This is a genomic window from Marinococcus sp. LNHM5E3-2.1, from assembly GCF_056034365.1.
This window is the reverse complement of the sequence record NZ_JBQLIB010000021.1, coordinates 12,953-32,506: the sequence shown is the minus strand read 5'-3', so window position 1 is coordinate 32,506 and position 19,554 is coordinate 12,953. Positions and strand designations below refer to the sequence as shown.

Genomic DNA, 19,554 nt, shown 5'->3' with positions numbered 1-19,554 from the left:
CCGTGAATTCGTGCTCCGTATGCCACATTTTCATAAATCGACTTTGGAAATGGATTGGGTTTTTGAAATACCATACCCACTTCAGTACGGAGGTCTTCGACTTTGTATTTCGGATCAAAAATGTTGTTTCCGCGGTAATTAATGCTTCCGGCCATTGTGACACTCGGCACCATTTCTACCATTCGATTTAACGATTTAATAAAGGTTGACTTTCCGCAACCGGAAGGTCCGATAATCGCTGTCACGTCGTTTTGACGGACATCCATATTAATATTATATAAAGCTTGCGTTTCTCCATACCACAGGTTAAATTGATCAGCTGACATGACAATATCTTGTTGATTTGCTTGTTGTGCTTGCATTCAGATCCTCTCCTTGATCGGTTAATAACGCTTCGATAATTTATTCCGAATTAACACGGCCGTTAAGTTCATGATGACAAGCATCACGAGCAAAACAATGATACCGGCTGCAGCCACATTTTGGAATTCCTCCTGCGGACGGCTTGTCCAGTTGAAAATTTGAATCGGCATAACAGTAAACCCAGACCAGATACTATCCGGTGCGAACGAGATAAACGTCAGCGCGCCAATCATAATCAAGGGAGCGGTCTCGCCAATCGCCCGGGACAAAGCTAAAATAGAACCTGTCAGCATTCCTGGAATGGCTGCTGGGAGGAGAATACGTCTTACAGTTTGCCATTTGGAAGCACCTAACGCGTACGAAGCTTCCTGGGCCTCATTAGGTACCGAGCGAAGTGCTTCTTGGGAAGCAACCACGATAATCGGGAGAATTAATAAACTCATGGTTAAACCCCCGGCCAGTACACTTCGGCCCATTTCCATCAGACGCACGAAAACGGTGAGGCCCAATAAGCCAAACACAATGGAAGGCACACCGGCTAGGTTGGAAATATTGATTTTAATAAGGTCCGTAAATTTATTTTTATATGCATATTGTTCCAGGTAAATGGCGGTGCCTACGCCTAGAATAATAGAGACAGGAGCTGTCACGGCCATCAGCCATATGGTTCCCGTGATTGCGGCATAAATACCGGATTCTTCCGGGAAACGAGAGGCGAAATTGGTGAGGAAATCCCAGCTCAAATACGACCATCCTTGGAAAAATACCCGGGCAAATAACACGACCAACACTAGTAACGAAAATGTGATCGCGGCGATAAAAAGTCCAAAAAAGATCTTATTCACAATAAGACGAGATTTCGTTTTTTGATGAATTTCGTTTTCATGATACAAAGCCATTTAATATTCCTCCCTGAACCTTCTCGAAATATATTGTGACAGGAGGTTCATGATTAACGTAAAGACAAACAGCGTCATCCCGACAGCATAAATACTGTAGTAAATCGTAGAACCGAACGAAGCGTCTCCCAAACTGACTTGAACAATATACGCCGTCATTGTCTGAATCGATTCGGTCGGGTCCGCAGTCAATTTCGGTGTCGCCCCGCCTGCGACGGTCACAATCATGGTTTCACCAATCGCACGGGACAAGGCAAGGACAAAGGAAGCAATAATGCCGGATAGTGCTGCAGGAAGGACAATTTTTACCGCTACTTCAAATTTGGTCGCTCCCATCGCGAGGGCCCCTTCGCGCATCGCATTCGGAACGGCACTCATGGCGTCTTCGGATAACGACGCAATCATCGGAACGATCATGATACCTACCACGATACCCGGGCTCAAAGCGTTAAATAAGGGCAAATCGATAATATTTTGAAGCAACGGGGTGACAAATGTCAGCGCGAAGTATCCATACACAATTGTTGGGATCCCAGCCAATACTTCTAGAATCGGTTTAATGATGCGCCGGGTACGATCACCCGCATATTCACTTAGAAATATAGCGCTTGCCAGTCCCACTGGAATCGCTACAATCATGGCAATCAGAGCAATTAGCAATGTTCCACTAATTAACGGGAGGATGCCGTAGGAGGCGTTATCAGCCACAAATGGATACCATTCCGTTCCAGTAATAAAATCGCTAAAAGGCACACGATTAAAAAACGTAATCGTTTCAAATAACAGGGTCAGTACAATGCCAATAGTCGTGATAATGGATACAATGGCACATACAAGAAAGATAAAAGGCACAAGTTTTTCTATGACCTGTCCCCAGGATCCCCCTTTTTGTTTATTTTTTCGAATCTCCGCTGAAACGGATTCCGATGACTTATTCATGGTGCTTCCTCCTTTACAAAGCGAAGAGAGTGGGAGCCTTTCCCCCACTCTCGCAACTAATCAAGGTGCTTGATTGTTGAATGCTACTCTTCAGCAATATTATTTAATTCATCAACTTGCTCCTGGTAATCTTCTTCCGGCAGTGCCACATATCCTACCTCTTCCACCAAGTTACCAGCATTTTCAAGTGCAAACTGCATGTATTCATGGACGGATTCGTTTTCCTGAATCGATTCGTTATTCACATATACATAGAGCGGGCGAGATAACGGCTCATATTCATTGCTTTGGACTGTCTCATGCGAAGGTTCTACCTGGTCACCTTCACTATTTTCAATAGGAACTACTTTTAACGAATCCTGATTTTCCTCGTAGTACGCGTAGCCAAAGTATCCAATAGCGTTCTGTGAGCCCTGTACGCCCTGTACGAGAGTATTATCGTCTTCCGATAAGGAAGCATCCCGGTCAATCGCCTGTTCATCTAAAATCACTTCATCAAAATAATCATACGTACCAGAATCGGTTCCCGGACTGTACAATTCAATTTCTTCATCCGGCCATTCTTCGCGAACGTCGGACCATGTCTCTACGTCACTATCCTCTAGAAAAATAGATTCTAGTTCATCTGTCGTTAAGTAATCGACAAAATCATTTTGTTCATTTACGACCACGCTTAGGCCATCATAGGCAATTTCAAATTCCGTGTACTCAATGCCGTTTTCTTCGAGCTGTTGCTCTTCTTCTTCGGAGACCGGCCGGGACGCATTTTGGATATCTGTTTCACCATTGATAAATTTTTCAAAACCGCCGCCCGTTCCAGAAACACCGACAGGAGCATTTCCTCCACCTTCTTGAGCTGCATATTCTTCAGATACAGCTTCCATGATTGGGAATACGGTCGAAGAACCATCAATCGCAATGTCTTCCGCTTCGCCGCTAGCTTCTTCCTGACCACCATCGTCTTGTCCTGTTTCTTCCGGTGATTCTGTGCCATCCCCTTGACCACATGCCGCCAATGTTAATGCGGAAGCTGCAAACATGGATGCTCCAAACCATTTTTTCATTCCTGTTTTCCCCCTAAGCGATTAGTATGTATATATTCCTATTGCTGAACCACTACCAATAGTAAAGGGAAAGCATTAACCTACTATGAACTGAATGTAAAGATTGTGTAAATTTATAAACAGAGGTTAACGTTTTATATGTTTATTTCAATATTCTTGAAAATAACAGAAACTTCTCCTTCCGAAAGTTCGTGCACTTTCCTTTCCAACGTTTCCTGCATGCGTGATCCCATCTAGGATCCTAGGAGTTTTTTTAATGGAAGACGAACACGGGCCAGAGGAAAAATTGATTGGAATCGCTGATGGAGATCCGTTTTTCAGCGGAACACGAGAGCTTAATGAGCTCCCTGAGCAAACATTGAAAGAACTCAGTCACTTCTTTCAGCATTATAAGGATTTAAAAAAGAAGAAAGTAACTATTCTTGAAGGGGAAAAAAGCATTCCGCGCTTAAATTATTGAGAGATATTCAAACAAGGTACATTAACCACTAGAAAAAGGCTGGATCGCGTAGAAACCCCAAATCGTATACATGTGTTCTTTCGTCTCCACGATTCGGGGTTATTTTAATTCTATGACCAGGTTATATGCTCTATGATTTTAATTAGTTCTTTTATGAAAATGTCTGTGTTTACATATCGGCCCTTATCGGAAGTTAAAGCTTCTATGATAATCATAATTAACGTCAAAAAACATTTTTATGATTATCATACAAACAAGTTATTAAAAATTGGTTTTTATAATTATCATACAGTGATACTATTAAGACATGAACATAAAATGTTCTTATATGATTATTATAAAAATGGGGGTCTATGATTATTATGGAAGTTGAATATAGACTGAAGCATCTTGCAGAAGAATTAAATATAACTGAATCAGCTGCCAGAAAATATTATGGTTTATTCGAAGAGAATGGCCATAAATTTGATAGAAATAAGCAGAGTTATATTGTATTCAATAGACAAGACGTTGAGCTTTTCAAAAAAATGATTGAGCTAAGAGACGAACAAGGATTAAAGCTCCAAGATGCAGTGCAGCGTTCTATAATTATCATAAACGGAAGCGATTATAATAATCATAGAAATGATTTAAGTATAAATGATCCTGTGAACTATATGCAGAGTTTAAACGACAAGATGGATGACATAAAAACTTTGCTTAAAGAACAAAATGAGGTCATCCATGAACAAAGACAGTTTATGACAAAGCAACAAGAAACTATTGAACATCTGAAAAATTATGTAGATGAGCAAAAAGAGCAAAAATTGTTAAAAGAAAAATTAGAAGAAGAGATACAACAGAAAGAGGAAGAGAAAGAAGAGCAAAATTCAACTTCTTTAGAGGAAGATACTGGAGAAAAGAAAAAAGGATTCTGGAGTCGTCTATTTGGATATTAAAACTTTAAACTTGGTTTGCTAATTTTTAGGCATTCCGCTAAAATGTACTTAATACAGACGAAACAGCCAGGCGGCAACCTGACTGTTTCAGAGTTTTTCCTGCTAATCCAACAGAAAAGATATGATTTGTAAATAGTGTATCATATTCTCTTATCTATGCAAGGGAAACGTTCATCTATTTATACATAACATTTTTTGGATAATGTATTTATAAGCAGGAGAAACTCTCAAACAAAAATTAATTGTTGGGAGTTTTTTTATGTCTAGATTTGTAAATATTTTTGAAGAGTATAAATTGAAACATGTTCAAGTACCTAAAGTATTTTTGACTGGTGAAGGCCAATACCGAGACATGTCTAATGATGCAAAAATGGCCTGGGCAATCTTAAGAGATCGTTGGACTTTAAGCAAAAAAAACGGATGGTTTGATGATAATGGTGATATCTATTTTATTTTCACCCAAGAAGAAATTTGTAAACGCTTGGGAGTTTCGGTTTCAAAATGGCAGCGCGTACAAAAACAATTAAAAGAATTAGATTTATTACATACCAAACGAATGGGTCAAAATAAAGCAAATCGTATATATTTAAAATGGCCAGAAATCAGTAAAGAAGATGTCTATGAAATGGACGACATGGATTCACAACCTGAAGAAGAAACTAAATCTCTTGAGCCAGTAGGGAAGTTTCAAAATGAAATATCCGGAAGTTTCAAAATGAAATATCCGGAAGTTTCAAAACGAGACTCTAACGATACTGAATCTAGCAATACTGAATCAAACGATACTGAAGAAGTTCTTGTTAACAAGAATAAACAGGTTAACAATATATATTCTTCTAATAATTTCTCTTCAAAAGAACAAGAAGAAGTCGACCAAATAGAACGGGAATTTCATCAGAAAGGGTTATCTCTTGCTGTCATTCAACGAGTTCGTCAAGAAGTCGAATCGAACAATAATCACGTGCGTCATTTACGAGCCTATTACCGTCGTTGTTTGGAGAATACGTTACACAAGCACCATTTAAAGCGAGATATGATTGACCAGCCTTATCCGCATTTACCAGCTAATCATCCGCTGAACTATAACTGGCTGCAGGATAACTGATAAACCCAGAAGAGGGGGGAATTCGATGGCAGGAACCATCTCCAAAATCAATCGAAGTGTGAAACAGTTGGAAAAAGAATTAACGACGATCGGTTTCACCGTGAAGGTGGAATCGGCTTCCGATAGCATGACGCAGTACTTGATTGTAAATCAGGGAGACGTTCCGGGAATTACGGTAAGTGATCGCCGATCCAAAGGGAAAAAACTAGCGCAGTGGGCCGCCGAAGTCGTGGTCACTGCTTCTACGGAAACTTATGAGATCAATACGTATAAGGATCCGGAAACCAAACAGCCCTTTACCCATTACGTTTTCTCGTCGCATAAAGCGAACAAGATCCCAAAACTCTGGAAAGCTTTTGGAAACGAAGCAACGTAAGCCTCGTTGATCATGAACACCCCCTAGAGCAAACACAGCGATCCCATGAGCATCATTTCATCTGTTATTAGGATTGAGGGAAAAGAAAGAACAGCCAAACGTTTCTGTGGCTTCTCAGAGCCTTTCAAGATGTGCGGGATGGATCCGACTATCGAAAAAGAAAAGAAGCATCTGGTTGATCGATCAACCATCGATGATTGCTGCAACCATTTCTCCACGACCTTAACGATAGATGACTCAGCTAAGGGTCCATCGATCTGCTAAGACAGAACCAAAATCAGCCATCAACAGACACATCATCGTGTGCGATCGCTCCATGATCAAGTCATCATGAAAAAGACCATTGGCGCTTGGATATTAGGCATCATGGAACCAGGTATTGGCTTTATTTGGATCCATGACCTGCAATAAAAGCCTCAAAACCTGTACTCAAAAGTGTCACAGACCCCCGGTTTTGTACTCAATCCTGTCACAGCCCTGTCTCAAATGTGTCACACAGCGCCATTTTCAAGATATCACCCATAAAACCCGGCACTGCCGGGGATAGCACAGCGTGATATCATTTTTCCCTTATGCTCTTTTCTATTTTTTTGATCTTGCAGGGGGAGTGTTCGGATAGGAAGGTATCATGGAACAGGAAAAGAGCAGTACATAAACCAATAACCATTCAATGATTTAGGTCGAAGGCATCTTCGTTCGAAGCCCCTAGACGTCCAAGAACAAGCAACGAATCATTCACCATTATTAGAGGAGGTTTCCGTATGCCAAGCATTCAATCCCGTCTCCGTTTGTCGCCTGAAGCAGCCGAATACGTGCAGCAGTTACAAGAGCAGCGAAACCATAAAACGCTATCGAAAACGATCGAAGAAATTTTGTTAGAACACAAGCGTCAACGCGAAATGCACCAACGACTCCACGATACGACGATGAGAATCGCTAACCACATGCATCAAAAAGTGGACGAGGAAATGCAGAACCACTTTCAACGGTTACAACACGGTGTGAACAATACGGACTACCATTCGCAAGTTCTTTTGGAACTGCTGAACGGTTTCATGGTGAACAGCGGTATTCGTGACATCATGCCAAGCAGTGAGTTCACCTCGAAACCATACCAGACGGCGAAAGAAGAAGTGAATGATCGGATTGCGCACCAAAAACAGCGCAAAGATGATGCGAAAAACAAACGCTCGAAGTGGTAGGAGTCATCTAGATAAATCGGATAGGCAGGGACAAAGCATGCCCTACAAAGCAATCCAATTGCCGGATGGTTGTTCAAAGAAGAGTAGGCAAAAGATTGAACACATGCTTCATCAAGAAGCACGGAATGGCTAGACATGACATAGCATGACAAATCAAACGATCCTTGGTTTTACGGAAAGCGTGCTTGCTGTTTTTTATAAAGCCGAGGTTGATGATTGATGAAACAATAACCAAATGACGTATGTATTGTATACTCAATGTTGTTCGACGAACGATGGGTTCGTGCGAACTTCTTTTGGTCGATGTTCTTATTCGTTATCTCAACGAAAACCGGACAGGGAAACAGCAAAAATCAAACACCCTACCTGTCATGCTATGAGCTCCTTTTGGAACACATCCCCTGTAACGATTAAAAATTTGGAAGAGCATAAGGGAAAAGTGACCCCAGACGAGCTGGGGTATCCGGCAGTGCCGGATTTTTCATGGGGACATCAAAAAGGCGTTTTGTGACACGTGTGAGACAGCGCTGTGACAAAATTGAGTACAAAACCGGGGGTGTGTGACAGTTTTGAGTACAGGTTTTAATGCTTGGATAACCGGCCAACGATCAATTGTTGACCAACCCCTGGTCAAAAAACGCCCCATTCCTGCCAACCATCAGAGCTTATACCGTGTTCCCGATCGAGCTCTTGGAATGCTCGAAACGTGGTCCAACTTGAAACCAACATCAATCTCAACATGAACCAAGCTTGTTCATGATTGGAACTCAATCGAGTAACAAAACATGGATGTCATCGTAAGCCAATGAAGCAGCATCATACACAGCAAAAGCCAACAACGAAACAGGAAATCGTTCCATCATCGACTGGATGAGGACCAACGATTGAACATATAGTTACCTTTTATTGATCATTTATTGAAGGGAAGAGAGACACATGAAAACAAACAATACGATTGCTGCCTTTCATATTATCCGTCGGGAAGAAAACGGCTCGCTGGTGTTAAACACGAACCAGTTATACACCTGGAACATTCCCAAACGCTTGCGCGAAGATCCGATTCAGCAGGGAGATATCGTCCTTGTGAATACCAATCATGGACGACGAACGGTGCTCGTGATGAATGTCTTTCGCGAAGAATTTGAAGAGACCGGAAAAATGTATAAGAAAGTCGTGAGCGTGGTCGAACGAGCGCCTGCTTCCCCCGCCCAAGAAGCATAACGATCCATCCATGGTGTTATTCATCTAGCATCTGTACATATTGAATAACCCTATCATATAGGGTAAGATAGAAGGGTATCAGGAGGGCTTATGCATCGAGAATTCATTTATACCCCGACGTTCGATAAACGCTGGGAACGACTGAAGTTGTCGGATACCGATTTACGAGAACTGGAGCAACTGTTACTGGAAGATCCGGAACGGGGAGACACGGAAACAGGAACAGGCGGCATTAAAAAAATGCGTTTTGCTCCTTCTCGTTCGAACCAGGGAAAAAGTGGTTCGTACCGTGTGGTCTATCTCAATATCCCCGTGACCCATCGAACGATTTGCATTTTGATTTTCACGAAATCGGAACAAGCAAGCTTATCGAAAGAAGAAAAAAACGAATTAAAGAAACTGTCCATCCAGTTGAAACAACTATATGGCCAGCCATAAGGAGGCGTTAGACATGGGATCTTCTCTTTTTGACGAGATGAAAAAAAGCATGGAAGAAGCAGTGGCTTTTGGCGAAGGCGATCAAACGAAAGGCCGGAAAAAAAACGTAGCCATTAAAGCGTTGCAAGTGTTTACGCCCGAAGAGATTAAGCAATTGCGCGAGCAGCTGCAGTTTACCCAACGCGTCTTTGCTCAGGTTTTAGGGGTCTCTACCAAAACAGTGGAAGCGTGGGAAAAGGGAACGAATACGCCAAGCGGTTCCTCTCGTCGGCTTCTCGAAATTTACTGGAACCATCCCGATATTGCCGAACAAGAAGTCACCGAAAACGTGTGAGAGCATTGAGGATGGAAATGGAAACATCAAATAGAAGAAACGTAGCCGTTTTCGATTCCATCGTTTCGAACGGCTACGTTTTGTTTACATAGCAGATTATCATTTCATCTACCGTATGGGTTAAGTATTGTATGGCCGAACTATTTTGGTCCCAAGCATGTAGGAAGTATTAAAAGTATTGCTCAAATGGTGATGGTAATTGGTTCGGTTTTGGGACCGTTGCCCTTTGGTTTATTTTATGATTGGTTTCATAGCTATACGGCGATATTGTGGTTGATAATGATTCTTCCATCCATAGCCGCAGTTTTTGCTCTTTGGTCGTCGAAGCCGTCTTATGCTTAGTTTACGAAGAAAAGAACGCCTCTCACTTGTTTACCGGTGAGAGGCGTTCTTTTTTTAATCTTCATTATAAATGTTCTCCATGCTGCAGCCGGCGGATGTATTCGCGCAAATCTTCTTTTCGCACACGCCAATGCCTCCCGATTTTAAATCCCGGGATCCGGCCTTCCTGGACGAGTTTGTATGTAGTTACTTCGCTGATTTGGAGGTATTCGGCGACTTGGGCCACGGTCATGATGTCATGTTCTTGATCCATAAGGAAAACCTGCCTTTGCGTAGGTACTTCATGCCTATTCTATCCTGTTTCGATGCAAAGGACAAATCAAAGTCCATAGACGTTCAACGTATGACAAAATCTAGCATAAGAAGAAAAATATAGATGATTCTAGAGGCATGATGAAAAGTTTTCATGATGTAAACGCTTAAGATTGGAAAATCCATTGCAAACCCGATCATAATTATATAATCTGTTATAGTCAGTTATAAATGATTATAATAGAAATCATTAAAAATAGTTCGATTGAATGATTTACCAATAGAAAAAGAAAGAGGGTATGTATGCACACATTATCAATAAAGGACCAATGGTTTGGCAACATTAAAGGAGATGTGCTGGCGGGAATTGTGGTGGCTCTAGCGTTAATTCCAGAAGCCATCGCCTTCTCTATTATAGCCGGTCTCGATCCGATGGTTGGCCTGTATGCTTCGTTTTGTATTTCTGTCGTTATTGCTTTCATTGGTGGACGCCCGGGAATGATTTCGGGTGCTACCGGAGCGATGGCGTTATTAATGATTACATTAGTGGCGGATCACGGCGTTGAATACTTGCTGGCAACGACCATTTTAACCGGAATTTTACAGGTGCTCTTTGGCGTCTTCAAACTGGCTCGTTTCATGAAATTTATTCCGCGATCGGTGATGGTTGGGTTTGTGAATGCGTTGGGGATTATGATTTTCACCTCTCAACTGCAACACTTTGCGAACGAAACATGGATTATCTATGCGCTGGTTGGACTTACGTTAGCGATCATTTATTTGTTTCCATTTGTGTCTAAAACGATCCCCTCCACGCTCGTAGCCATTATTATTGTTTCCGCCGTAGCGATATTTATGAATGCCGGTGTACGAAATGTGGGAGACATGGGGGCTTTGTCTCAATCGCTGCCGATGTTTGCTTTCCCTAGCATTCCTCTCAATATGGAAACCCTGGCGATTATTTTTCCTTATGCTTTAGCGTTAACGATTGTCGGTATTTTGGAATCCCTGCTGACGGCTTCTATTGTAGACGATATGACCGACAGCGAAAGTGATAAGAACAAAGAGAGCCGAGGCCAGGGGATTGCGAACATGATCACCGGCTGTTTCGGGGGCATGGCGGGCTGTGCCATGATCGGTCAATCGGTGATCAACGTGAAATCGGGCGGGAATGGCCGCTTATCTTCCCTGGTGGCCGGCATGGTCCTCATGTTTATGATCATCGCCCTTGGAGGCATTGTCGTGCAGATTCCGATGGCTGCGTTAGCAGGAGTGATGATTATGGTAGCCATTGGCACCTTTGATTGGTCATCCATTCGAAATATTCATAAAGTGCCTTTGTCGGATGCTGCAGTGATGATCGTCACGGTCCTCACCGTCGTAATTTCACATAATTTGGCGTACGGCGTGCTGGCGGGTGTCGTTCTCAGTATGATTTTCTTCGCCGTAAAAATTTCCAAGGTCCGGGTATTGTCCTTGTACACCAACGGGGGACGCAAACGTATTTACTACGTCCGGGGGCAGTTGTTCTTTGCCTCGGTCAATGATTTTCAGGATTCGATTGATTATAAAGATACGGTGGATGAAGTGGAGTTTGATCTGCGGGAGTCCCACCTCTGGGACGACTCTGCTATCGGCGCCCTCGATAGTGTCGAAACCAAGTTGGAGCAGCAGGGCATTGAAGTGACGTTTATCGGACTAAACAGTGAAAGTGCCCGGTTATTGAATCGGTTGGGCGGCGTGTCTAAAACGTCCGGGCATTAATGCAAGGAAAAGGAGGTACGCTTATGTACCAGCATATTTTATTAGCTACCGATGGATCGGAGCACTCCCATCGAGCGATTGAACAAACGCTTCGTATGGTCTCTCCTTATGAGCAGGAGGTTTCGATAGATTTGATCTACGTTATTGATAGCGAGATGTCCAAATCCAATGTCTTGCATCATGGGGATTCGGAAGCGATAGCTGTCAAACGGAAAGAGATGTTATCAGACAAAGTCGAATACTTGGAAGCACGGGGTATTCAAACCGAGACGGTGCTTTTGCATGGGTCGCCAGCTGATAAAATTGTGGCGTATGCCAATGACCGTGATTATGACTGTGTCGTTGTGGGGAGCCGCGGCCGAAATAAACTGCAAACGTTTATCTTAGGAAGCGTTAGTCATCAGGTGATTAAGCACGTGCAGGCCCCCGTCATGATGGTGAAATAAATAATAATGAATGATGTTCGATGACACGTGCAGCCTTGAAATTCAGGATGCATGTGTTTTTTCATCTGCAGCTTCTAGGAACACTAATCATATGAATCCAAGCTCAGAAAAGAAAGGATGCCACCATGCCAGACAAGAGGAAAAGCGAGGAGGAACAGGATCGTCTGCGAATACAAGAACTTCAATCTTCGATGACGCATGCGAATGAAGAAGAACAGAAAAGAATCATTACGAGCATCGTGCTGTTACAAGAACAGCTGCGTCAAAAGGAAAAAGAACACGGGGAGTAAATGCTTCCCCGAAGTAATACATAAAGAAAGGAAGATACCATGGCCTATCCGTACGACGACCCGGCGTTTATCCAAGAACAACAGCGCCTGCAGCAGACAAGAGACTATATCTATGAGGTGCTTGAATCCTCTGTCGACAATCAATCGACCTACCAGCAAAATATCAAAGAAGCCCTCGTGGAACTCGACCATTTGGACAGTAGTTTAAGCTATGTGAACACGCTAGCCAATGCCCAGCTGCTGGAAATGTCGAATAAAGAATACCGGGGCCTTATCCGTGTGAAGGACGAGCCGTACTTTTCGCGTATTGATTTTATACGGGATGCTACCGGGCAGACGGAACAGTTGTATATTGGAAAGACCTCGTTAACAAAAAACGAGACCCAGGAACCGGTGATCATTGACTGGCGTTCGCCTATTGCCAATCTGTATTACGAAGGCAGTCTCGGTCCGGCGTCGTACGAGGCCGAAGGGGAAAAGCATGAGGGAGAACTATCATTGAAACGGCAGTTTGAGGTACAGAAAGGGAAACTGCAGCATATGCAGGATATTGATCTTACAGCGAGAGATCAGATGCTGCAGGACGCGCTGTCGACCAATGCAGAAAAACGGTTGAAAGACATTGTGACCACCATTCAGGCCGAACAGAACCGCATTATTCGTGCCGATATGGACAAACCATTGATCGTCCAGGGCGTGGCCGGGAGTGGAAAAACAACCATCGCCATGCACCGGATTTCTTATTTTATTTATACGTATGCAGACACCTTTGATCCGGAAGATATGATGATACTGGCACCCAATCAATTGTTTCTTCATTATATTTCCGGGGTTTTACCGGAACTTGGCGTGGAAGAGGTGCGTCAGACGACGTTTCAGGACTTTTTCATGGCGGCGATGGGGAAAAAATATACCATTCAGTCGTTGGACTACCATTTATTGAACTTCCTTGAAGGAACGGAGGAGGGGGATCGTAACGTTTCCTGGATTCCTGCTTTTAAGGGATCGATGGCGTGTAAAGACATGCTTGAAGCCTATGGAAACGCTATGGCCGAGAAGCTGATTGAGGCAGAGGATCTCATCGTGGATCGTTTTACACTTATTGAGGCGTCGCACGTGAAGCAGCTGTATCATGACCAGTATGGCTACATGCCGGCTTTTCAACGCATCGATAAAATAAAAAAAGTCATTACGGCAGCAGCCAAAAAAGAAATCAAGCGAATTATTGCCGAAGTGAAAGAGGTCTACGAAGACCGCATGGAAAAAGTGCGATCGAACGTCCGGGATCCGGAAAAACGAAGAGAAATGGTGGTCCAGCTCATGGACGAGCAGGAGGCGTACGCAAAACGATTAGAGGAAGAAGCCTCAGAAGCCATTCAAGCCTATGGAAAACAGTTTACCAAACCCGATATTCATACGATGTATAAAAACCTCATGCAGGATGCCGGACAGCTGAAAGCGTTTGGATGTTTTTCAGAGGACGAAGCCGAACAGCTGGCCGGTTACCAACAGCAGGTCTTAAAAGGAAAAAAAATAGAAGCAGAGGACGCTGCGCCGTTGTTATACCTCCAGCATAGACTTGCGGGCGTAAAGACGAAGCATCAGGCTAAAAATGTGGTGATTGATGAAGCCCAGGATTACAGCCTGCTTGAGTTATATACGCTGCGGGCGGTGACCAAAACCAAACTCTTTACCATCCTGGGTGATCTTTCCCAGGGGATTCACAGTTATCGGAGTATACAGCACTGGGAGGACGTGCAGACCTATGTTTTCCCGGAGGCCACGTACACCACGCTTAATCAGAGCTATCGTACGACACAGGAAATCATGGAGAAAGCCAACCAGGTTCTGAAACAAAGTGTCAACCAGAAGCTACCCAAAGCCCGGCCGGTCGTTCGTCATGGGGAATCGCCGGAAGTCGCCTCTTTTCAGCATGACAAGGAGGCAGCGGTACGTATCGAAGCGCGGGTGAACGATCTAAGAACCGATGGCACTCCTTCCATCGCGGTTATTGGAAAAACGATGAACGAGTGCCGGCAACTGCATCGGGCACTGGAAAAACATACGACTGTAGACAGTTATGTATTGGGAGAAAAGGAAGATTTTCGAGAAGGGGAATTGGTCCTTGTTCCTTCTTACTTGGCCAAAGGGCTAGAATTTGATGCCGTTTTTGTTTACATGGAGCAGGACATGTATCATCCAGGCCGGGAACTAGACGTGAAGCTGTTGTATGTTGTGATGACACGGGCATTACATTACTTGGAATTCGTCGTACATCAGCGTCATGTAGATGTTTTAGAAGAATGGATATAGTGGAGAATCGGGCGGGGGTGGGGGTATTCGTACGATGATCTCCCTGGTCCCCGAAGGGAAGATAATTTCATCTACCGTATGGGTTTACCCTTTAAAAAGGAAAAGTTGCGCCAAATATTGGATAAGATCTTTTATTCATCCGCGCTTTCGGAAACGTTTCCCAGAAGCCTAAATTGACAGGAGTTTCTTTATCTTTTTATTAACGTAATGACAATTATCAGAAGTTTTTTATTAACAAACAAGCATTTCAATCTTTCAGGAATAAAAAAGATAGCGTTCATTTGATGAATACGGTTGTGAAATGTAGATGTTTTTCCCTTTTCCTACTAGGAGGGATAAATATGTCCATCTTCTTTACGATAAGGGTGTAAACTGTTTGAAGAAGGGGAATTAAAGAAAGTCTTAGTACATATCCTAGTTAGGAGATATTTTATGAATGATAAAAGCACCACAGGGACAAATTCAATTTTAGATAATCCACAAAACATTATTTCAATTTTATGCATTTTGGCCATTCTGGCGCTTTCTTTCATTTCTTACCAGATATCAGGCTGGCAGTATGTGATTCTGCTCTGGGTTGGTTTTCTTCTTGGATTTTCTCTTTTCCACGCCCGTTTCGGTTTTTCGGCCGTTTACCGGCAGATTATTGAAAAAGGCAATACGGAAATGCTCCGGGCTCATATGCTGATGCTTATCCTCGTATCGACCTTTTCAGCTGCTATTTTTATTGGCGGTGCGGCTTTGTTTGGCACAGGCCCTTTTCCGGCACTTTCCGCTGTGAGTGTTGGATTGATAGCTGGTGCGTTCATTTTCGGTTTTGGCATGGAAATAGGCAGCGGCCTTGCCCCCTCTTCATTTTACGAAGCAGAGGGCGGCAGAACCGCCTTGCTTTGCACATTGGCCGGCTTTACGGCGGGGGCAGTGGCAGGGGCCGCCCATTTTGGATTTTGGAACACGTCCCTTCCTTCGTTTGAGCCGGTATCGCTCGCAATGGATACGGGCATCGGTTACATAGGGGCCTGGCTGATTCAGGTTATTTTTCTCGGACTAGTTGCTTTTGGCTCGTACGTGCATAAAAAGCGAACGAGGCCTCCGGCTCTTCCACCGCTGCCTTCCGCTGCAAGCTGGAGCCGGATCATTTTCGGCTCCTGGCCGCTGTGGGTGGGCGCTGTTATTCTGGCAGTATTAAATGCGCTGATCTTTCTCGTGCAGGGGGAGCCCTGGAAGCTGACAGCCTCCTTTACGCTATGGGGGTCAAAGATAGCGACGGCTCTTGGAATGGATGTGAGCGGGTGGACATACTGGATTGAACAGAATCAGTTTGTTGCGCTCAATCAACCAGTGCTGATGGATTCCATGAGCATCATTAATTTCGGTGTCATTCTGGGGACTATAGTAACTCTGGCAATGAACCGTCAAATCCGGTTTTCGAAAATCCCCCTGCGGGTTGCTTTAATCGCCCTGATTGGGGGAGGGCTGATGGGATACGGGGCGAGTATTTCATTTGGTGCCAATATTGGGGCTTATTTCAGCGGTATCGCTTCCTTTAGTCTGCATGCATGGTTATGGCTTATCATGGCTGTTCTTGGTGTGTACACTGCCTACTATATCAGCCATCGGCTGCCGTTGTATCATTACGAAGAAGGAAAGCGCACGGGGAAATAAGGATAGGATAGCTATCTCAAAATGAATTGATCCCCGTCAAGTAGATAATAAAAATAAGTAAAACTGTAAGCGGCTTGATTCTGTATTCCATTAAAGGCAAGCCGTTTAAATATTCCTGGTATCGTTGGTGATTGTAAAACCGAATATAGCGACGAATCGCTTCTACCAAGTCTTCATAGGTGGCATAAAACGAGTCTAGTTTTGAGGAAAGAAAGAATTTTCATCGATATATACTGAATAAAAAAGCATGATCACTTCATCTTTCTCTCTAGTATGTGATTTTATAAAGCAAACGTTTAGGTTTCATTTCTATTTCTTCGTTTTATTAGTCATAAATTTCACATCTCATATTATCATATTAAATAGGTCGAAATGCTATCTTCATGGCTAGGGATTTGTTGTTAGATGTTCGCCCCCATCGGGTATGGTCTATAAAAATAAATTTCAAATCTAAAGCCATCATGCATGGTTTTCCGAAAGGAGCGCAAAAACGTGAAACGTTGGTTCAACATTTTTATCGTCCTCCTTGTGATGCTGGGAGCTTCCAGTACCCTGGCCGCCTGTGGAGATGATGAGAAATCCGATGGTATGCCGGAAGAGTTTCCGAATAATGAAGATGAATAGTTCAGAGGACGGTTCCACCCCTCATCCAATACCTTTAAAGGAGAGAGTCGATGTTTAAGCTTGTCTTAACCCTGTCGAATACGCATCAGATTTCGCATAAAGTCCCCAACGAAGATGATGCTCTTGATTTGTATTTTACTATTCAGCGCGCGATGAGTTCCGGCACCGACGAACAACCGCCAGACGTCTTAACCTTGGGAGACGCTTTGCTCGTCCGCACCGACGCTGTCGTCTCCTGCGAGCTAAAAGGCCCACGAACGCAGTAATCAGGGAACAGCTCTCCAGAGAATATTCTCTGGAGAAGAAGGACATGAAACGAAAGAGCAATTCTCTTCTCGGTCAAAGCTGCCTTTTCTTTGCTGTTACTCCCATCATTTATTTGTAAAGAAGGTGTACCTGTTGTTCTTAACCATGACGGAAAACGAGACGACCCTTGCTATTATTCAAGCAGTAAAGGAAGGAAAAAAACAAACCGTACAGGATATCATGCAGGAATTACAGCCATATGATATGGCTCAACAATACCTTCATGTCCCCGAGAAGCATCGTCAAAAATTACTGACGTATCTTTCTGTGGAAGAACTTTCTGATTTGGTCCAGGAACTGGAAAAAGAAGAACAGCTGGACGTTTTATACAAATTGGGCAACGACCAATCAACAAAAGTGCTCGATGTCATGGAAAATGATGACTTGGCTGACCTTTTGACAGACCTGGAGCCAGAACGAACGGAAGCATTGCTGGCCGACATGGATCAAAAGGAAGTCACCGCTGTTCAAACCTTAATGAGCTACCCTCCAGAAACAGCTGGAGGCATTATGACGGACCGTTATGTCTCCATTCCTAAGCATTACTCTGTCCAGGAGGCCGTGGATAAACTTAAACATTTTGCCGAAATTGCCGAATACCTAAACTATTTGTACGTTGTTGATGACAATCACGATCTAGTGGGTGTCGTTTCTTACAAAGACTTATTGCTAAACCAACTTCAACATAACATTGAAGATATCATGTATTCCCGGGTGATAAAAGTCGATGTACATATGGATCAAGAGGAAGTGGCCAAAATAATTTCGCGCTATAATTTCATCTCGATCCCTGTCGTCGAGTATGAAAACAAACTGGTAGGTGTTATTACCGTTGATGATATTATCGATGTGGTTATCCAGGAAGCGAACGAAGATATCGAAAAACTGTCCGCCACCGGTAAAGCCATTGATTTTGATACGAAGCCACTTACCGCAGCCTATAGACGCTTGCCGTGGTTAATTCTATTACTGTTTATCGGCCTTATTTCGGGCAGCATTATTGATGGATTTTCTGCCACGTTGGAGACCGTGGTGGCATTAGCCTTTTTCATGCCCATGATAGCCGGAATGACAGGGAACACAGGAACCCAGTCCCTTGCCGTTGTCGTGCGGGGCTTGGTATCCAACGATTTGGATGTAAAACAGGTCATGAAACTGATTGCTCGCGAATTGTGGGTCGGGATTATGATTGGGATTACCTGCGGTATCATGATCGCGTTGATTGCATTTATATGGCAAGGGAGCTTTACGCTAGGACTCGTCGTTGGCAGTTCCTTATTAATGACGTTAATCATTGGTACGTTAGCCGGAACCATCATTCCTCTCATTCTATATAAATTCGACGTTGACCCTGCTGTGGCATCCGGGCCCCTCATCACTACGATCAATGATATATTATCGTTGCTGATCTATTTTGGCATGGCCACCATGTTCATTTCGCAGTTAATGTAAATGGAGGTACCACGATGATTCGCTATTTCATCCATATGTTTTTGTTTTTTTGTGGATTTTTTCTTTTTATCTTTTCGATGATACTTCCAGGTGATTTAGAAATCGTGCAACTTCTCATTGGCCTGGGTTTCATGATTATATTTGGATTAAAACTTCGCAAATCGAGACAAACGTTCTAATATGTTCGATCTGCCCCTCTGGAGATCTACTCGTATGAATCCCAGACATATGATGAGAGTAATGAGGATCAAAAGAACTTACATAGAGCAGGGGTCTTCAGATAAGACCCCCTTGCTCTTTTATGTTATAGGTGGGCCACTCCATCCTTTTCTCGTGCATATCTAATACCGGAATGATTAATGAGAAATCACCAGCACGTAAACAATCGCCAGTGGTTCATAATTTTCTTTTCATCCCACGTTTGAGTACATATGGCACGGGAATCATAGAAACTTGAACGTTTTTAATACTCAAAGCAAGAGATTGTAGGAGGTGAGACACATGTTATCGTTTATTTGGAGTTTAATCATCGGTGGCCTCATTGGTTGGGCTGCCGGAGCTTTGACCGGTAAAGGCGTGCCTTTTGGTATCATTGGTAATATTATCGCTGGCTTTATCGGAGCAAGCCTGGGAACGGCCCTACTCGGAAGCTGGGGACCGGCGATCGGTGGCTTCTCAATCATTCCCGCTCTCATCGGGGCTATTGTATTAGTTCTGATCGTTAGCGCTATTTTTAACGCTGTTCGAAAAAAGAAATAATG

The 19,554-nt window shown here is 43.4% G+C and carries 21 protein-coding genes and 2 pseudogenes; 17 read left to right on the top strand and 6 right to left on the bottom strand.

Annotated features, from left to right (window positions below; translation table 11 throughout):
* From ACTRXH_RS15430 to ACTRXH_RS15415, 4 genes are all read right to left on the bottom strand, one after another.
* Window positions 1–362: phosphate ABC transporter ATP-binding protein (locus ACTRXH_RS15430; RefSeq protein ID WP_474282887.1), on the bottom strand; the 362-nt coding region annotated here is incomplete at its 3' end.
* A gap of 21 nt (window positions 363–383) precedes the next feature.
* Window positions 384–1,262 (bottom strand): phosphate ABC transporter permease PstA, encoded by an 879-nt coding sequence (gene pstA, locus ACTRXH_RS15425; RefSeq protein WP_474263972.1) that lies wholly within the window; start codon window positions 1,260–1,262, stop codon window positions 384–386.
* Window positions 1,263–2,201, bottom strand: coding sequence for a phosphate ABC transporter permease subunit PstC (pstC, locus tag ACTRXH_RS15420; protein WP_474263974.1), 939 nt, complete (start codon window positions 2,199–2,201; stop codon window positions 1,263–1,265).
* Window positions 2,202–2,284: 83 nt separating this feature from the next.
* Window positions 2,285–3,265, bottom strand: a complete 981-nt coding sequence (locus ACTRXH_RS15415) for a phosphate ABC transporter substrate-binding protein PstS family protein (RefSeq protein WP_474263975.1) — start codon at window positions 3,263–3,265, stop codon at window positions 2,285–2,287.
* 211 nt (window positions 3,266–3,476) lie between these two features.
* On the opposite strand from ACTRXH_RS15415, the pseudogene ACTRXH_RS15410 reads away from it, so the two are divergent.
* The 8 genes and pseudogenes from ACTRXH_RS15410 to ACTRXH_RS15375 form a co-directional block, all read left to right on the top strand.
* Window positions 3,477–3,725, top strand: a pseudogene (locus ACTRXH_RS15410) (inorganic diphosphatase); the annotation flags it as partial.
* A gap of 353 nt (window positions 3,726–4,078) precedes the next feature.
* Window positions 4,079–4,663 (top strand): hypothetical protein, encoded by a 585-nt coding sequence (locus ACTRXH_RS15405; protein ID WP_474263977.1) that lies wholly within the window; start codon window positions 4,079–4,081, stop codon window positions 4,661–4,663.
* Between the two features lie 259 nt (window positions 4,664–4,922).
* The gene (locus ACTRXH_RS15400; RefSeq protein ID WP_474263979.1) at window positions 4,923–5,768 is read left to right on the top strand and encodes a replication initiator protein A; all 846 of its coding nucleotides are present in this window, start codon (window positions 4,923–4,925) and stop codon (window positions 5,766–5,768) included.
* Between the two features lie 25 nt (window positions 5,769–5,793).
* Window positions 5,794–6,144, top strand: coding sequence for a hypothetical protein (locus ACTRXH_RS15395; RefSeq protein ID WP_474263981.1), 351 nt, complete (start codon window positions 5,794–5,796; stop codon window positions 6,142–6,144).
* Between the two features lie 761 nt (window positions 6,145–6,905).
* Entirely contained in the window at window positions 6,906–7,346 is a 441-nt protein-coding gene (locus ACTRXH_RS15390; protein ID WP_474263983.1) for a hypothetical protein, read from the top strand.
* 936 nt (window positions 7,347–8,282) lie between these two features.
* Window positions 8,283–8,567 carry a DUF5839 family protein gene (locus tag ACTRXH_RS15385; RefSeq protein WP_474282885.1) on the top strand — a complete coding sequence of 95 codons (285 nt, stop codon included), beginning with the start codon at window positions 8,283–8,285 and terminating at the stop codon, window positions 8,565–8,567.
* 90 nt (window positions 8,568–8,657) lie between these two features.
* Window positions 8,658–9,005 carry a type II toxin-antitoxin system RelE/ParE family toxin gene (locus ACTRXH_RS15380; protein WP_474263985.1) on the top strand — a complete coding sequence of 116 codons (348 nt, stop codon included), beginning with the start codon at window positions 8,658–8,660 and terminating at the stop codon, window positions 9,003–9,005.
* Between the two features lie 13 nt (window positions 9,006–9,018).
* A complete protein-coding gene (locus tag ACTRXH_RS15375) occupies window positions 9,019–9,339 on the top strand; it encodes a helix-turn-helix domain-containing protein (protein ID WP_474282883.1) in 321 nt (106 codons plus the stop codon).
* 406 nt (window positions 9,340–9,745) lie between these two features.
* On the opposite strand, the gene ACTRXH_RS15370 is transcribed toward ACTRXH_RS15375, so the two are convergent.
* Window positions 9,746–9,934: a helix-turn-helix domain-containing protein gene (locus ACTRXH_RS15370; RefSeq protein WP_474263989.1), complete on the bottom strand. Its 189-nt coding sequence runs from the start codon at window positions 9,932–9,934 to the stop codon at window positions 9,746–9,748.
* Window positions 9,935–10,236: 302 nt separating this feature from the next.
* Here ACTRXH_RS15370 and ACTRXH_RS15365 point away from each other — a divergent pair, with 302 nt between their 5' ends.
* The 5 genes from ACTRXH_RS15365 to ACTRXH_RS15345 all read left to right on the top strand — a co-directional run bounded on the left by ACTRXH_RS15365 (window position 10,237) and on the right by ACTRXH_RS15345 (window position 16,411).
* Window positions 10,237–11,697, top strand: coding sequence for a SulP family inorganic anion transporter (locus tag ACTRXH_RS15365; RefSeq protein WP_474263992.1), 1,461 nt, complete (start codon window positions 10,237–10,239; stop codon window positions 11,695–11,697).
* A 23-nt stretch (window positions 11,698–11,720) separates the two neighbouring features.
* Window positions 11,721–12,143, top strand: coding sequence for a universal stress protein (locus tag ACTRXH_RS15360; protein WP_474263994.1), 423 nt, complete (start codon window positions 11,721–11,723; stop codon window positions 12,141–12,143).
* Between the two features lie 125 nt (window positions 12,144–12,268).
* Window positions 12,269–12,433, top strand: a complete 165-nt coding sequence (locus tag ACTRXH_RS15355) for a hypothetical protein (RefSeq protein WP_474263996.1) — start codon at window positions 12,269–12,271, stop codon at window positions 12,431–12,433.
* A 39-nt stretch (window positions 12,434–12,472) separates the two neighbouring features.
* Complete coding sequence (gene helD, locus ACTRXH_RS15350) at window positions 12,473–14,746, top strand: RNA polymerase recycling motor HelD (protein ID WP_474279731.1); 2,274 nt, start codon at window positions 12,473–12,475, stop codon at window positions 14,744–14,746.
* Between the two features lie 432 nt (window positions 14,747–15,178).
* Window positions 15,179–16,411: a YeeE/YedE family protein gene (locus tag ACTRXH_RS15345; protein WP_474263999.1), complete on the top strand. Its 1,233-nt coding sequence runs from the start codon at window positions 15,179–15,181 to the stop codon at window positions 16,409–16,411.
* Between the two features lie 16 nt (window positions 16,412–16,427).
* Here ACTRXH_RS15345 and ACTRXH_RS15340 read toward each other — a convergent pair.
* Window positions 16,428–16,586, bottom strand: a pseudogene (locus tag ACTRXH_RS15340) (hypothetical protein); the annotation flags it as partial.
* Window positions 16,587–16,903: 317 nt separating this feature from the next.
* Here ACTRXH_RS15340 and ACTRXH_RS15335 point away from each other — a divergent pair.
* The 4 genes from ACTRXH_RS15335 to ACTRXH_RS15320 all read left to right on the top strand — a co-directional run bounded on the left by ACTRXH_RS15335 (window position 16,904) and on the right by ACTRXH_RS15320 (window position 19,552).
* Window positions 16,904–17,035, top strand: coding sequence for a hypothetical protein (locus ACTRXH_RS15335; RefSeq protein ID WP_474264002.1), 132 nt, complete (start codon window positions 16,904–16,906; stop codon window positions 17,033–17,035).
* Window positions 17,036–17,085: 50 nt separating this feature from the next.
* On the top strand, window positions 17,086–17,301 hold the full coding sequence (locus ACTRXH_RS15330) for a hypothetical protein (protein ID WP_474264004.1): 216 nt from the start codon (window positions 17,086–17,088) through the stop codon (window positions 17,299–17,301).
* Window positions 17,302–17,434: 133 nt separating this feature from the next.
* Entirely contained in the window at window positions 17,435–18,793 is a 1,359-nt protein-coding gene (mgtE, locus tag ACTRXH_RS15325; RefSeq protein ID WP_474264007.1) for a magnesium transporter, read from the top strand.
* 501 nt (window positions 18,794–19,294) lie between these two features.
* Entirely contained in the window at window positions 19,295–19,552 is a 258-nt protein-coding gene (locus ACTRXH_RS15320; protein ID WP_474264009.1) for a GlsB/YeaQ/YmgE family stress response membrane protein, read from the top strand.
* Window positions 19,553–19,554: the final 2 nt, after the last annotated feature.

Bases quoted from the DNA above. Each gene is read 5' to 3' on its own strand.
- pstA (WP_474263972.1), bottom strand. From the start codon at position 1,262: ATGGCTTTGTATCATGAAAACGAAATTCATCAAAAAACGAAATCTCGT.
- pstC (WP_474263974.1), bottom strand. From the start codon at position 2,201: ATGAATAAGTCATCGGAATCCGTTTCAGCGGAGATTCGAAAAAATAAA.
- ACTRXH_RS15415 (WP_474263975.1), bottom strand. From the start codon at position 3,265: ATGAAAAAATGGTTTGGAGCATCCATGTTTGCAGCTTCCGCATTAACA.
- ACTRXH_RS15405 (WP_474263977.1), top strand. From the start codon at position 4,079: ATGATTATTATGGAAGTTGAATATAGACTGAAGCATCTTGCAGAAGAA.
- ACTRXH_RS15400 (WP_474263979.1), top strand. From the start codon at position 4,923: ATGTCTAGATTTGTAAATATTTTTGAAGAGTATAAATTGAAACATGTT.
- ACTRXH_RS15395 (WP_474263981.1), top strand. From the start codon at position 5,794: ATGGCAGGAACCATCTCCAAAATCAATCGAAGTGTGAAACAGTTGGAA.
- ACTRXH_RS15390 (WP_474263983.1), top strand. From the start codon at position 6,906: ATGCCAAGCATTCAATCCCGTCTCCGTTTGTCGCCTGAAGCAGCCGAA.
- ACTRXH_RS15385 (WP_474282885.1), top strand. From the start codon at position 8,283: ATGAAAACAAACAATACGATTGCTGCCTTTCATATTATCCGTCGGGAA.
- ACTRXH_RS15380 (WP_474263985.1), top strand. From the start codon at position 8,658: ATGCATCGAGAATTCATTTATACCCCGACGTTCGATAAACGCTGGGAA.
- ACTRXH_RS15375 (WP_474282883.1), top strand. From the start codon at position 9,019: ATGGGATCTTCTCTTTTTGACGAGATGAAAAAAAGCATGGAAGAAGCA.
- ACTRXH_RS15370 (WP_474263989.1), bottom strand. From the start codon at position 9,934: ATGGATCAAGAACATGACATCATGACCGTGGCCCAAGTCGCCGAATAC.
- ACTRXH_RS15365 (WP_474263992.1), top strand. From the start codon at position 10,237: ATGCACACATTATCAATAAAGGACCAATGGTTTGGCAACATTAAAGGA.
- ACTRXH_RS15360 (WP_474263994.1), top strand. From the start codon at position 11,721: ATGTACCAGCATATTTTATTAGCTACCGATGGATCGGAGCACTCCCAT.
- ACTRXH_RS15355 (WP_474263996.1), top strand. From the start codon at position 12,269: ATGCCAGACAAGAGGAAAAGCGAGGAGGAACAGGATCGTCTGCGAATA.
- helD (WP_474279731.1), top strand. From the start codon at position 12,473: ATGGCCTATCCGTACGACGACCCGGCGTTTATCCAAGAACAACAGCGC.
- ACTRXH_RS15345 (WP_474263999.1), top strand. From the start codon at position 15,179: ATGAATGATAAAAGCACCACAGGGACAAATTCAATTTTAGATAATCCA.
- ACTRXH_RS15330 (WP_474264004.1), top strand. From the start codon at position 17,086: ATGTTTAAGCTTGTCTTAACCCTGTCGAATACGCATCAGATTTCGCAT.
- ACTRXH_RS15320 (WP_474264009.1), top strand. From the start codon at position 19,295: ATGTTATCGTTTATTTGGAGTTTAATCATCGGTGGCCTCATTGGTTGG.